The sequence below is a fragment of the Streptomyces sp. SD31 genome (assembly GCF_052068475.1).
GTDB lineage: Bacteria > Actinomycetota > Actinomycetes > Streptomycetales > Streptomycetaceae > Streptomyces.
The window spans coordinates 306,766-320,025 of sequence record NZ_JBQHCX010000002.1; the positions used below are offsets into that span (position 1 = coordinate 306,766).

The window sequence follows — 13,260 nt, forward strand, 5'->3', positions numbered from 1 at the left end:
CCCTCAGGTTAACGACCGCTAACCTCCCTGTCTAGAATTGCTTCCATGGCCACCAGAACCGACGCCCCCACCCGCCGCGAACAGATCCTCAAGGAGGCCGCGCGGCTCTTCGCCGAGCGCGGTTTCCACGGCGTCGGTGTCGACGAGATAGGCGCCGCCGTGGGCATCAGCGGCCCCGGTCTCTACCGGCACTTCGCCGGCAAGGACGCGATGCTCGCCGAGCTGCTGGTCGGCATCAGCGGCCAGCTGCTGACGGGCGCGAAGCGGCGCCTCGCGGAGGCTGACGGCGTGCCGCCCGAGGCGGTCCTCGACTCCCTCATCGAAGGCCACATCGACTTCGCCCTCGACGACCGCCCCCTCATCACCCTGCACGACCGCGAGCTGGACCGCCTCCGCGACAGCGACCGCAAGCTCGTACGGCAGCTCCAGCGGCAGTACGTCGAGCTGTGGGTGGAGGTGGTCCGCAAGGTCTACCCGGACCTGACGGAGCCGACGGCCCGCTCGGCGGTGCACTCGGTCTTCGGCCTGCTCAACTCGACGCCGCACCTCGGGCGGCCGGGGGCGCTGCCGGGGCGGGGGGTCACGGCGGAGTTGCTGCACCGGATGGCGCGGGGGGCGTTCGGGGCTGCCGGGGTGGAGTGAGCCGTACGGGCAGCTCTCGTGTGTGGGGCGGCACCGCGGGGGCGGACGGCGGGCGTCGGGTCGCCGGCCTCGGCATCCCGGGTATCCCGCCGAGTGCCGCACCGGCGAGTTCGGCCGGCGCTGTCAGCCCGCCCGGCAGCGGTCCGGCGGCGAGGCGGAGTCGGCGTGTGCTCGGTGAGTCCGGTCACGGCGAGTGAGGCCGTCCCAGGACGCCGGGGCGGCGCCCTGGGGAAAACCGGACGCTTCTCGTGCGGGCCTCCGTGGCCGATTGGGCGGCCCTCCTCATGCTGCCTTTAGGTCAAGACTTCGTAAAATGACGCGCATGATCATCGCTGCTGCGTCCGAAGTGCCCGTCGGTGGAGTCGCCGGCTGGGCCTCCGGCCTGATGGAGGAGCTGGGCGGCCCCGGCGCCGGGCTGGCCATCGCCCTGGAGAACCTCTTTCCGCCGTTGCCGAGCGAGGTGATCCTGCCGCTGGCGGGGTTCACGGTGAGCCAGGGCCGGATGGACGTCGTCAGTGCCGTCGCCTGGACGACGGCGGGTTCGGTGCTGGGCGCGCTGGCCCTGTATCTGCTCGGCGCGCTCCTCGGCCGGGACCGGCTGATCGCGGCGGCGGCGCGGCTGCCGCTGGTGAAGGTCGCGGACGTGGAGCGGACCGAGGCGTGGTTCGTCCGGCACGGCGCGAAGGCCGTGTTCTTCGGCCGCTTCGTGCCCGTCTTCCGCAGCCTGATCTCGATACCGGCCGGGGTCGAACGCATGCGGCTCCCCCTGTTCCTCACCCTCACCGCCGCGGGCAGCCTCATCTGGAACACCGCCTTCATCGCCGCCGGCTACGCGCTGGGCGCCCGCTGGCACGAGGTGACCGACCTGGTGGGGCTCTACTCCAAGGTGATCCTGGCGATCGTGGCCGTGGCGGGCCTGGCCTTCGTGGGTGTACGGCTGCTGCGGGCGGGGCGCGGAGAGCGGCGGCGACCGGTCCGGCGGAGCGAGGAGGAGGTACGGCTCTGAGCGTGTCGAGCGTGACGAGCGTTACGGACCTTGACCTCTGGACGCCTGTGGATACTCGCCGGTACGGTTGAGTGAGCAAGCGCTTAGACATGGACGTGTGGAGGTGGCGGCGGTGCGCCGTACGGTGTTCAACGAGGATCACGAGGCGTTCCGGGAGACCATCCGCGCCTTCATCGAGGCCGAGGTCGTCCCGGTCTATGACGAGTGGTTCGCGGCCGGCCAGGCGCCGCGCGACTTCTACTACAAGCTCGCCGAGCTCGGCGTCTTCGGCATCCGCGTCGACGAGGAGTACGGCGGCGCCGGCATCGACTCGTACAAGTTCGAGGCGGTGATGTACGAGGAGACCGCCCGCGCGGGCGTCCAGTTCGGCGGCTCCGGTGTGCACGTGCTGCTCGGTCTGCCGTACATCAAGATGCTCGCCACCGACGAGCAGAAGAAGCGCTTCCTGCCGAAGTTCGTCTCCGGTGAGGAGATGTGGGCGCTGGCGATGACCGAGCCGGGCACCGGCTCCGACCTCGCGGGCATGAAGACCACCGCCAAGCTCTCCGAGGACGGCACGCACTACGTCCTCAACGGCGCCAAGACCTTCATCACCGGTGGCGTGCACGCCGACCGCGTGATCGTCTGTGCCCGCACCGACGCGCCCAGCGCCGAGGACCGCCGCCACGGCATCTCGCTGTTCGCCGTGGACACCAAGTCCGAGGGCTACTCCGTCGGCCGCAAGCTCGACAAGCTGGGCCTGAAGACCTCCGACACCGCCGAGCTGGCGTTCGTCGACGTGAAGGTCCCGGTCGAGGACCTGCTCGGCGAGGAGAACAAGGGCTTCTACTACCTCGGCCACAACCTGGCCTCCGAGCGCTGGGGCATCGCGTTCGGCGCCTACGCGCAGGCCAAGGCCGCCGTGCGGTTCGCCCAGCAGTACGTCCAGGAGCGCACCGTCTTCGGCAAGCCGGTCGCCGCCTTCCAGAACACCAAGTTCGAGCTGGCCGCCTGCCAGGCCGAGGTCGACGCGGCCGAGGCCGTCGCCGACCGCGCACTGGAGGCCCTCGACGCCGGCGAGCTCACCCCCGCCGAGGCCGCCTCCGCCAAGCTGTTCTGCACCGAGGTCGCCCACCGCGTCATCGACCGCTGCCTCCAGCTGCACGGCGGCTACGGCTTCATGAACGAGTACCCGATCGCCCGCCTGTACGCGGACAACCGCGTCAACCGCATCTACGGCGGTACCAGCGAGATCATGAAGTCGATCATCGCGAAGGACATGGGCCTGTAGGACACGGGTCCGTAAGGCCCGCGAAATTACCAGTCAGTAGAAAAGGTGCCATGAACCAGGCACTACAGGGTCTCCTCGATCTGCTCGACCTGGAGCAGATCGAGGAGAACATCTTCCGCGGCCAGTCCCGCTCCGCCGTCGTCCCGCGCGTCTTCGGCGGTCAGGTCGCGGCCCAGGCGCTGGTCGCCGCCGGGCGCACGGTCCCCGAGGACCGCCACGCCCACTCCCTCCACGCGTACTTCCTGCGCATGGGCGACCCGGGCGCGCCCATCGTCTACAACGTGGAGCGCATGCGCGACGGCCGCTCCTTCACCACCCGCCGCGTCGTCGCCGTCCAGCACGGCAAGCCGATCTTCGCCCTGTCGGCCTCCTTCCAGGTCCACGAGGAGGGGATGGACCACCAGGCCGTCATGCCGCCCGCACCCGACCCGGAGACGCTTCCCACCTCCCAGGAACGGCTGCGCGACTACGACCATCTCGACCCGGTGGTGGTGGAGAGGTTCCTGGAGGCCCGCCAGTCGGTCGACCTGCGCTACGTCGACGAGCCGCCGTACGGCAAATTCGGCGAGCCCCGCGAACCGCACTCCCAGGTCTGGTTCCGCACCAACGGCAAGCTGGACGGCGCCGTCGACGACCCGCTCCTGCACGTCGTACTCGCCACGTACGTCTCGGACATGACCCTCCTCGACTCGGTGCTGCTGGCGCACGGACGGGGCGGCTGGGCCGTCGGGGACGTGGTCGGCGCCTCACTGGACCACGCGATGTGGTTCCACCGGCCGTTCCGGGCGGACGAATGGCTGCTGTACGACCAGGAGTCGCCGTCGGCGCACGGCGGGCGCGGCCTCGGACAGGCCCGCATCTACACGCAGGACGGGCAGTTGGCGGTGTCGGTGATCCAGGAGGGCGTGGTCCGCATACCGCGGTGACGGCTCGCTGAGCCCGGGGCCGGACCACCACTTGTTCGCCAAGATTCCAACGCGGTCAAGTGCAACCCCTTACTCGACCAGGCCCGCCTCACGCAGCAGATACGCCGTCATCGGGTCGTAGTGGCGCGGGCTCACCACATGGTCGTCCAGCGGGACCGCCACCTGTACCGTCCCCTCGGCCTCCGCGAGGAACAGCGCCGGGTCGTTGCAGTCCGCGTACCCGACGGAGTCGACCCCGTGCTGCCCGGCGTACCCCGCCCAGCCGTGGTCGGCGACCACCAGGTCCGGCAGCGGGCGTCCCTCGCGCTCGAGTCCCGTCAGGATGGCCTTCATCGGCTCGCCGGAGTGGGTGTGCCACAGGGTGGCGCCGTGTTCCAGGACCGCCACGTCGGCGAACTGCATGACGTAGCCCTCGTCCGTCTGCAGGCCCTCCGGGATGACGACGATCTCGCAGCCCGCCGCGCGCAACGCCGCCGCCGTCGCGTGGTGGACGTCCAGCAGGCCGCCCGGGTGGCCGGTCGCGAACAGCACCCGCTGCCGGCCCTCCGCCGCCTTGCGCAGACGGCCCGCCATGCGCTCCAGCGCGGCCACCGTCAGCTCGGGGTCGATGGTGTCCTGGCCGTGGCGGTGCTCCGCGTCGTCGTTCACCCCGACGCGCTCCGCCATCACCGCGAGGACGTCCTGCTCGTCCGTCCAGCGGTCGCCGAGTTCCAGGCCGAGCCAGTAGTGGCGGTTGCCGTTCGCCAGTTGGCGGTAGTGGGAGAGGTTGTTCTCGCGGGGCGTCGCGACATCGCCCGCGATACGGGTTCTGACGAGGTGGTCGACGAGCTCGGCGCGGCTGGGTGTCCCGGGTATCGGCATGGTCCCCATTGTGAGGCAGACAACTGTGGGAACGCCCGCCTCCGGTGCGCGTGCGACGCGGGTCACTGTGCGGATCACCGCTCGATGTGCCGCAGGGCGAACCAGAGTTCCATCCGTACGTCCGGGTCGTCCAGGTCCGTGCCGAGAAGCGCCGCGCAACGGGCGATCCGTTGCCGGACGGTGTTGCGGTGCACGGACAGGGCGACGGCCGTGCGGTCCCAACTGCCGTGCAGGGAGAGCCAGGTGCGCAGCGTCTCAATGTGGGGCGCGGTGAGGGGCGCGAGGAGGGCGCGGGCGTGGGCCTGCGCCTCGTCGGGCGAGAGCAGGTCGGCCAGGGCCGGGCGGTGGGTGCCGTGCCGGAACAGGGGCGTGCGGGTGGCCCTCGCCCGGGACAGGGCACGGGCCGCCTGCGTGTCGGCCGTCGGCCAGTCCTGCGGGGCCGCGGGGCCGCTGACGCCCAGGGTCCAGCCGGGCAGCGGGGACGGTTCGCGGTCCGCCGGGACGAGGACGCGTACGACGTCCCGCGCCAGGTCGACCAGTGGGGAGCCGAGCGCCGCGCCCAGCGCCGAGGCCGCCACCGGGTCGCAGGGCTGGGTGTCGGGGCGGCCGTGGACCACGAGCCACCGGTCGGCGCCCAGCAGCGGGGCCACCGTCTGCGGCTCGGCGCCCAGCAGCAGCCGTACGAGCGCCGACGAGCGGGCCGCCCCCGAGCCGCTCTGCTGCTCGCCGGTGAGCAGGGACAGGAGCACGGCGGCGACGGAGGCGATGGTGTGGTCGCCGGGGTCGCGGCGCGGGGCGGCGACGCCGAGGACGAAGCCCTGCTCGGCGCCGAGGGCGTAGGCGGCGAGGTGGGCGCCGGAGGCGGTGTCGGTGGCGGAGGCGGGCGTCGTCCCCGGACCCGCGGGACGTACGACCTCCGCGAGCTCGGCCAGCGACCCGCGTGCCGCCTCCCGCAGCTCCCGCCCCGTCGCCGCGACCACCGCCCCCTCCGGCCCGTACAGCACCGCCCAGCCCCCCACCCGCTGAGCCAGCTGCCGCAGGACCGCCCGTACCGGATCCGGGCGCGAGGCCGCCGCGGCCAGGCTCTGCTGGGCCTCCGTCACACGGCGCAGTTCGGTGTGCCGGGCCTGGGCCATGAGCTGCCAGACCGCGCGGGCCACGACCGAGAACGTCGTCCGGGGCGGCACCTCCACCAGCGGGAGGCCGTACGCGTCGCACGCCGCCACCAGGGCGCGCGGCACCGTGTCGTGCACGGGGGCGAGCCCGAAGCCGAGCGCCGCGCCGCCCGCCGCCACGATCCTGGACACGTAGTCGTCGAAGTACGTGCCGGAGCCCGCCGCCTCGGGGATGTGCACGCCCGCCGTCAGCAGCAGCTCGCCGCCCAGAAGGTAGGGGTACGGGTCGGCCATCTCCGAGGTGTGGGCCCAGTGGATCACCGGGTCCGCGTCCGTCGGCCCCGCGATCCGGCGCAGGCCAAGGTCCTCGCGGGCCAGGAGGGCCGAGAGCGGTACCGGCGGGGTCGGGGGAACGGTCGGCTCCGGCATATGTGCGTTCCCTCCATCCAGTCATCCCGGGATGGATGAAACGTACACTTCGCAGCCGCCTTCCGGGCACCTAGGTTGGCTCCCGAACCGGCATCGGAACCGGTGTCGGCTCCCCCGTACAGTCGTAGGCATAGAACTCGCATACGCGATGAAGCGTAGAAAAGAAGGCATTCCACAGTGACTGGCAACGAGACGCCCCGCGGCCCCGTCGACTCCTCCCGCATTCCGCGCTACGCCGGACCCGCGACCTTCGCCCGGCTGCCCCGCCTCGACGAGGTCGGCCGCGCCGACGTGGCCGTGGTCGGCGTGCCGTTCGATTCGGGAGTCTCGTACCGGCCGGGTGCCCGCTTCGGCGGCAACGCGATCCGTGAGGCCTCCCGGTTGCTGCGCCCGTACAACCCGGCGCAGGACGCCTCGCCCTTCGCGCTGGCGCAGGTGGCGGACGGCGGCGACATCGCGGTGAACCCGTTCAACATCAACGAGGCCGTCGAGACCGTCGAGGCCGCCGCCGACGACCTGCTCGGCACCGGCGCCCGTCTGATGACCCTGGGCGGCGACCACACCATCGCCCTCCCGCTGCTCCGCTCGGTCGCCAAGAAGCACGGCCCGGTCGCCCTGCTCCACTTCGACGCCCACCTCGACACCTGGGACACGTACTTCGGCGCCGAGTACACGCACGGCACCCCGTTCCGCCGTGCGGTGGAGGAGGGCATCCTCGACACCGAGGCGCTCTCCCACGTCGGCATCCGCGGTCCGCTGTACGGCAAGCAGGACCTGACCGACGACGAGAAGATGGGCTTCGGCATCGTCACGTCGGCGGACGTCTACCGCCGCGGCGCCGACGAGGTGGCCGACCAGCTGCGCCAGCGCATCGGCGACCGGCCCCTCTACATCTCCATCGACATCGACTGCCTCGACCCGGCGCACGCCCCCGGCACCGGCACCCCCGAGGCGGGCGGCATGACCTCGCGCGAGCTGCTGGAGATCCTGCGCGGCCTCGCGTCCTGCAACCTGGTCTCGGCGGATGTCGTCGAGGTGGCGCCCGCGTACGATCACGCCGAGATCACGTCGGTGGCCGCGTCCCACACGGCGTACGAACTGACCACGATCATGTCCCGCCAGATCGCGGCGGCCCGTAAGGAGAACGACGGCAAGTGACCCACGACCACGACCTGGTACTCCGCCCGACGCAGGCGCAGATCGCAGCCGCGCTGAATCCTCCCGCCGGCCGAAACGGCGGAGACCTGGTCGTGGAGACGCTGGCCGGACTCGGCGCGACGACGGTGTTCGGGCTGCCCGGCCAGCACGCGCTGGGCATGTTCGACGCGCTACGGCGGTCCGATCTGCGGTACATCGGGCTGCGGGTGGAGAACAACGCCGGGTTCGCGGCGGACGCGTACGGCCGGATCACGGGCGAGGCGGCCCCGCTGCTGCTGTCGACGGGCCCGGGGGCGCTGACCTCGCTGGCGGCGCTGCAGGAGGCGGCCGCGGCGTCGGCCCCCGTGCTGGCGATCAGCAGCCAGATCCCGACGGCGGGACTGGGTGGTGGGAGGCATGGGTATCTGCACGAACTCCCGGACCAGGCGGCGTCGTTCAGGGGCGTGGTGAAGTCCGTCCACACGGTCCGCACCCAGTCCCAGATCCCCTCCGCCATCGAGGCGGCCTGGAAGTCGGCGCTGACGGCGCCGCACGGCCCGGTGTGGGTGGAGATCCCGCAGGACGTACTGCTGGCCGAGACGTCGATCCCGGTGGTGACGGGCGGCGACGCCTTCCCCGAGGAGCTGCCGCCGCGCCCCGAACTGACGGCGGTGGCCGCCGACTTGCTGTCCCGAGCCGCCCGCCCGGCGATCATCGCGGGCGGGGGAGTGGTACGGGCGGACGCCTCGAAGAAGCTCCGCCGGCTGGCGGAGACGCTCCAGGCACCGGTCGTCACCACCCCCGGCGGCAAGGGGGCGTTCCCCTGGAAGCACCCCCTGTCCCTCCAGTCATGGATCGAGGACCGGCACACCACGGACTTCCTGGAGGACGCCGACGTACTCCTCGTCGTCGGCTCGGGCCTCGGTGAACTCTCCTCGAACTACCACACGTTCAAGCCGCGCGGCCGGGTCATCCAGATCGAGGCCGACCTCGGCAAGCTGGAGTCCAACCACCCCGCGCTGGGCATCCACGCGGATGCGCGGCTTGCGTTGCAGGCGTTGCTGGAGACGGTGACGGAGCGGGAGACGGTGACGGAGCGGGAGGACGGCAGGGAGGGCGGCCGGGCGTACCCGTCGGCGCCGGAGCGCGTCCGTGAGGTCCTCGCGAAGATCGCCGACCGCATCGCCGCCCAGGAACTCACCCTGGAGCAGGCGGTGTTGACGTCCGTACGCCGTGCCCTCCCCGCCGACTCCCCGTCCTTCTGGGACATGACGATCCTGGCCTACTGGGCCTGGTCGGCCTTCGATGCCAAGGGCCCCAACCACATGCACTCCGCCCAGGGCGCCGGCGGCCTCGGCTACGGCTTCCCGGCGGCCCTCGGCGCGGCGGTCGCGGATCCGACCCGCCCGGTGCTCGCGGTGTCCGGCGACGGAGGGGCCCTGTACTCGATCGCCGAGCTCGCGACGGCCCGCCAGTACGACCTGAACGTCACCTGGCTCATCGTCGACGACGGCGGCTACGGCATCCTGCGCGAGTACATGACGGACGCGTTCGGGCAGGCGACGGCGGCGGCGACGGAGCTGACGCGGCCGGACTACGTGGCGTTGGCCGAGTCGTTCGGCGTCCCCGGGGTCCGTACGACCCCGGAGACGCTGGAGGCGGATCTGGCGAAGGCGCTGTCCGAGCCCGGGCCGTCGGTGGTCGTACTCCCGGCGGTGCTGCGGATGTTCGCGCCCACGCACCTCACGAGGTGATGCCTCAGCGGCCGTCGCGCGCGTCGTAGACGTGGTCGCGGTCGTAGCAGGCGTCGTCCACCGCGGGGCCGGTCCACGGTACGGCTGCCGGGATGAACGCGAGTGCCTGCCGGCAGAGGTGGCCGGTGGAGTAGCCGGCGATGTTGATACGGCCCCGGTTGCCGTCGTCGGCGTGGGCCGGGGTGGCGAGGAGGAGGCCTGCCATGGTGAGCGCGGCGAGCGCGCTGATCTTCTTCATAGCCGGGTCAACGGCATCGGATCGGCGCAGGTCATTCCGCTGTACAGGTGGTGACCGAGCGCGCCAGGAGCTGACGAGGCCCCTGGCGCGGCTACGGCGACTCGCGGCTACGGCGACTGAACAGGGTCCGGTCGCCTACCAGATCGCCTCGACCCACTCCGGGTGGTCGATGAACGGGTTGCGGTTGCCCTGATAGCTGTCGTAGATGACCTCGTTGCGGCGCTCTTCGAAGGCGTCCGGCGGGTCCTCGTCGTTCCACTGCTTCAGGACCGAGAGCCGGCCGTGGTAGGGGACGCTGCCGTTGATGGAGTCGTTGGCCTCCAGGTCGGGCCAGCTGTCGTCGCCCTCGTAGCGGACGGCCATGTAGAGGATCATGCGGGCCACGTCGCCCTTGACGGCGTCACGGGGCTCGAAGGAGTTGGAGTCGGTCAGGCTGCCACCGGAGTTGGTGAAGCTGCTGCCGCCGTTGTCGAAGTCCTTGTTGCCACGGATGCTGTTGACCTGCACGTCCTCGGGGCGCAGATGGTGCAGGTCGGTGCCCGGGCCTGCCGAGGTGCCGAAGTCGCCGTGGGACTGGGCCCACACGTGCTCGCGGTTCCAGTTGCCGGTGCTGCCGCCGTTGAGGGACTTGCTGCGGGAGATGCCCGAGTAGAGCAGCTTCACATTGCTGCTGTTGTTCGGGTCCTGGTCGGTGACCTTCAGGGCGTTCCAGACGGCCGAGTACGAGATCGTCGTCTGGTCGCTGATGATCGTGTGCAGCGAGTCCTTCAGGGCCGTGCCGGACTTGCCGATCGCGTCGGCGTAGTACGTGTTGTCGTACTCGGTCGTCGTCGCGGCGGCCGGGGTCGCCGTCAGCGCCGGGGTGACGGCGACCAGGACGGCGGCCGTCGTCAGCGCCACTGTCTTCCAGCGGGGGCGTGTGCGTGTCGCCAGCATGTGGGGTGTCCCATCTACGCGGGTTGAATGGAGGCGGCAAACGGGAGAGTGGCATGGACATGCGGTGGTGTCGAGGGCTTGCACGTGTCTATTGGGTGACGGGAAACGGCAAATCGGGGCTTGTCTACGCGAGTTGACGTGGCTGTGGGTGAGCCGGGAGTGCGGAACGGCCCCCGACGGGAGGTCGGGGGCCGTTGGGTGCGGAGCCGGTCGGGGTCAGCTGACGTCGGACGGGTCCAGGCGGTAGATGGTCGACTGGTTGCTCTGCGACGAGGAAGACGACGACGAGGACGACGAGAAACCCGAGTCGGAGGACTGGAGATGACGGGCTCGCGGCTGCGATGTCCGTCGGATCGCGGAGAGCCGGGGCGCGCGTCTCCCCGTACCTCCCTGCGACGAGCCCGACCAGGATCAGAAGTGCGTGGCGATCCCGAATACCCGCCGCAACTGAGCCATGTCGTGCCGGTCACGGTCCGACGGCTCGTAGCCCTGGTGGAAGTGGACCTGTTGCTCGGCGGACAGGCATGGGACCGGAGCGCCGCCGATGCTGCCGGTCATGAAGGCCGACGCGGGGTAGACGAACGGCCGCGACGGCTCCAGTGACGCCTGCACCGCCGAGCCGTCCTCGGCGAAGACCAGCGGATGCAGATCGATCTCCCGGCCGTCCGGCGCCGTGACCACGAAACGGACGGGACGCCAGTCCACGGTCTCCGCGAAACCCGCGTCCGCCAGGGCCGCCACCACCGTCGCCTCCTGTTCCTGGCGGTGCATCAGGTCCAGGTCCCGGTGGTCACGGGTCTGCTCGCCGAGCAGGGCGTCGATGCCCCAGCCGCCGCCGATCCAGATGTCGGTCCTCGCCTCGCGCAGCAAGGTCAGTACGGTCAATACGTCGTCAGGAGTCATCATCCTCACAACCTGCCACGCGCGTACAACCTTTCACTCGGCCTCGAGAGTCAACAGGGGCATGACTCACGGGACATCGAACGAGAAGTCGAAAAACGTTTCCAGGCGGGCCAGAGCGCTCGTCGCGGCAGGCATCGGCACCGGCGTGCTCATAACAGGCGTCGCGGCCGCCACCCCCGCCGCCGCGGCGGCTGCACCCACCGTCAGCTGCACGTCCGCCAAGGCCGGACTGGCCGACAAGCTGAAGAGGGACATCACCGCCGCCCTGGCCAACCGCAGGGGGACCATCGCGGTCGGCCTGTACGACCGTTCCACGAACACCACCTGCGCGCTCAGGGCTTCCAGTGCCTACGACTCCGCCAGCGTCGTCAAGGTCACCGTCCTCGCCGCGCTGCTGTGGGACGCGAAGAAGCACAACCGGTATCTCACCGACCGTGAGGTGTCCCTCGCCAAGGCCATGATCACCAAGTCGGACAACGCGGCGACCAGCACGCTCTGGAAGCAGCTCGGTCTGACGAAGATCAAGGGCTTCCTCACGGCCGCCGGTATGACCCAGACCAAGCCCGGCGCGAACGGCTACTGGGGCCTGACCCAGATCACCGTCACGGACGAGCAGAAGCTGCTCAAGCTCATCACCGCCAAGAACACGGTGCTCAGCGACAACGCCCGCGCCTACATCCTGAAGCTGATGGGCCAGGTCATCTCCTCGCAGCGCTGGGGGACTCCGTACGGAGTGCCGTCCGGTGTCACCGTGGCCGTCAAGAACGGCTGGCTGTCACGGTCCACGCACGGCTGGCGGGTGCACAGTGTCGGCGCCTTCAAGGGCGGCGGCCACGACTACATGATCACGGTCCTCACGCACGGCAACAGCACCATGAACTACGGCATCGCGACCATCCAGGGCGTCGCCAAGGTCATCCACCGGGACCTGGCGGCAAGCTGACGTTTCACGTGGCAGCCTCCCGTCCGTCACCGTGTCGTCCTACGGTGACGTCCATGCGCCTGAGAACCGTCCTCGCGACCGTCACCGCGTCCCTGGCGGCGGCCACCTGCCTGTCTGCCGCCGGGCCCGCCCACGCCGGGCAGAGCAACGCCTGTTCGCCCTCCGTCTCCATCGACCGCTTCTCCGACGCGCTCGACAAGACGACCTACGAGGGCACCTTCGTCGGCAACTTCTCCGCGCTCGCCGTCGACCGCGACGGTTCGCTCGCCGCCGTCTCCGACCGCTCGGCCCTCTTCGGCCTCGACCGGGAGACGCTCGCGCCGCGGGCCGTCGTCCCGCTCGCCGACGAGAGCGGTGCCGCCCTCGACTCCGAGGGCCTCGTCGTCGACCGGGACGGGACGCGGTTGATCGCGTCCGAGACCGAGCCCTCCGTACGCCGCTACTCCCGCGACGGCAAGATCCTCGACCGCCTCCCCGTGCCGGACGAGCTGTTGGTCGCCCCGGCGGGCCGCGCCGTCTCCAACGGCACCTTCGAGGGGCTGACCCTGCTCCCCGGCGGCCGCACCCTGCTCGCGTCGATGGAGTACGCGCTGAACGGCGACAGCGCCGGCCTCGTCCGCTTCCAGACCTGGCAGCGGACCCGGACGGCGGGCGGCCACTTCGAGCTCGGCGCCCAGTACGCCTACCGCACCGACACCGGTCTCGGCGTCCCCGAGGTCCAGGCGACCCCCGACGGGCGCCTCCTCGTCCTGGAGCGCGGCTTCACCTCCGGTGTCGGCAACACGGTCCGCCTCTACCTGGCCGACCCGCGCCGCGCGACGGACACGAGCGGCGTCGAGAACCTCACGGACCCCACGGGTCAGGACGGCGTACGGCTGATCAAGAAGACCCTCCTCGCGGACATCGCCGCGTGCCCGTCCCTGGGCGCCACGGCCAAGCAGCCCCAGCCGAACCCGCTCCTCGACAACATCGAGGGGATGACGATCACGGGCCGTACGAACGCTCGTCTGAAGGTGCTCCTGGTCAGCGACGACAACCAGAACGCCGTACAGACCACACGGTTCTACTCCCTGCGTGTCCGTATCTGATCGGTCGCAGAT

13 protein-coding genes are annotated in these 13,260 nt (G+C 70.9%); 8 read left to right on the top strand and 5 right to left on the bottom strand.

Annotated elements, in window-relative coordinates:
- Window positions 1–45 precede the first annotated feature (45 nt).
- From ACTMVF_RS05365 to tesB, 4 genes are all read left to right on the top strand, one after another.
- On the top strand, window positions 46–642 hold the full coding sequence (locus ACTMVF_RS05365) for an SACE_7040 family transcriptional regulator (protein ID WP_441269776.1): 597 nt from the start codon (window positions 46–48) through the stop codon (window positions 640–642).
- A 385-nt stretch (window positions 643–1,027) separates the two neighbouring features.
- A complete protein-coding gene (locus tag ACTMVF_RS05370) occupies window positions 1,028–1,648 on the top strand; it encodes a DedA family protein (protein WP_441270136.1) in 621 nt (206 codons plus the stop codon).
- A 112-nt stretch (window positions 1,649–1,760) separates the two neighbouring features.
- On the top strand, window positions 1,761–2,918 hold the full coding sequence (locus tag ACTMVF_RS05375; protein WP_441269777.1) for an acyl-CoA dehydrogenase family protein: 1,158 nt from the start codon (window positions 1,761–1,763) through the stop codon (window positions 2,916–2,918).
- Window positions 2,919–2,968: 50 nt separating this feature from the next.
- On the top strand, window positions 2,969–3,844 hold the full coding sequence (gene tesB, locus ACTMVF_RS05380) for an acyl-CoA thioesterase II (RefSeq protein ID WP_441269778.1): 876 nt from the start codon (window positions 2,969–2,971) through the stop codon (window positions 3,842–3,844).
- A gap of 69 nt (window positions 3,845–3,913) precedes the next feature.
- On the opposite strand, the gene ACTMVF_RS05385 is transcribed toward tesB, so the two are convergent.
- Window positions 3,914–4,705, bottom strand: a complete 792-nt coding sequence (locus tag ACTMVF_RS05385; RefSeq protein WP_441269779.1) for a phosphatase — start codon at window positions 4,703–4,705, stop codon at window positions 3,914–3,916.
- Between the two features lie 74 nt (window positions 4,706–4,779).
- A complete protein-coding gene (locus ACTMVF_RS05390; protein ID WP_441269780.1) occupies window positions 4,780–6,249 on the bottom strand; it encodes a PucR family transcriptional regulator ligand-binding domain-containing protein in 1,470 nt (489 codons plus the stop codon).
- 177 nt (window positions 6,250–6,426) lie between these two features.
- Between ACTMVF_RS05390 and speB the strand changes: the two genes are divergently transcribed.
- Together speB and ACTMVF_RS05400 are read left to right on the top strand one after the other, a co-directional pair.
- Window positions 6,427–7,407 (top strand): agmatinase, encoded by a 981-nt coding sequence (speB, locus tag ACTMVF_RS05395; protein ID WP_441269781.1) that lies wholly within the window; start codon window positions 6,427–6,429, stop codon window positions 7,405–7,407.
- Window positions 7,404–9,140, top strand: coding sequence for a thiamine pyrophosphate-binding protein (locus ACTMVF_RS05400; RefSeq protein WP_441269782.1), 1,737 nt, complete (start codon window positions 7,404–7,406; stop codon window positions 9,138–9,140). Before speB ends, ACTMVF_RS05400 begins: the two co-directional genes overlap by 4 nt.
- A 4-nt stretch (window positions 9,141–9,144) precedes the next feature.
- Here the strand turns inward: ACTMVF_RS05400 and ACTMVF_RS05405 are convergent, their stop codons facing one another.
- The 3 genes from ACTMVF_RS05405 to ACTMVF_RS05415 all read right to left on the bottom strand — a co-directional run bounded on the left by ACTMVF_RS05405 (window position 9,145) and on the right by ACTMVF_RS05415 (window position 11,217).
- Window positions 9,145–9,378, bottom strand: coding sequence for a hypothetical protein (locus tag ACTMVF_RS05405; RefSeq protein ID WP_441269783.1), 234 nt, complete (start codon window positions 9,376–9,378; stop codon window positions 9,145–9,147).
- A gap of 135 nt (window positions 9,379–9,513) precedes the next feature.
- Window positions 9,514–10,314 (bottom strand): endonuclease I family protein, encoded by an 801-nt coding sequence (locus ACTMVF_RS05410; protein WP_441269784.1) that lies wholly within the window; start codon window positions 10,312–10,314, stop codon window positions 9,514–9,516.
- Between the two features lie 411 nt (window positions 10,315–10,725).
- Window positions 10,726–11,217, bottom strand: a complete 492-nt coding sequence (locus ACTMVF_RS05415; protein WP_441270137.1) for a nucleotidyltransferase domain-containing protein — start codon at window positions 11,215–11,217, stop codon at window positions 10,726–10,728.
- Between the two features lie 61 nt (window positions 11,218–11,278).
- Here ACTMVF_RS05415 and ACTMVF_RS05420 point away from each other — a divergent pair, with 61 nt between their 5' ends.
- Window positions 11,279–12,160: a serine hydrolase gene (locus ACTMVF_RS05420; protein WP_441269785.1), complete on the top strand. Its 882-nt coding sequence runs from the start codon at window positions 11,279–11,281 to the stop codon at window positions 12,158–12,160.
- A gap of 53 nt (window positions 12,161–12,213) precedes the next feature.
- Entirely contained in the window at window positions 12,214–13,248 is a 1,035-nt protein-coding gene (locus ACTMVF_RS05425) for an esterase-like activity of phytase family protein (RefSeq protein WP_441269786.1), read from the top strand.
- Window positions 13,249–13,260: the final 12 nt, after the last annotated feature.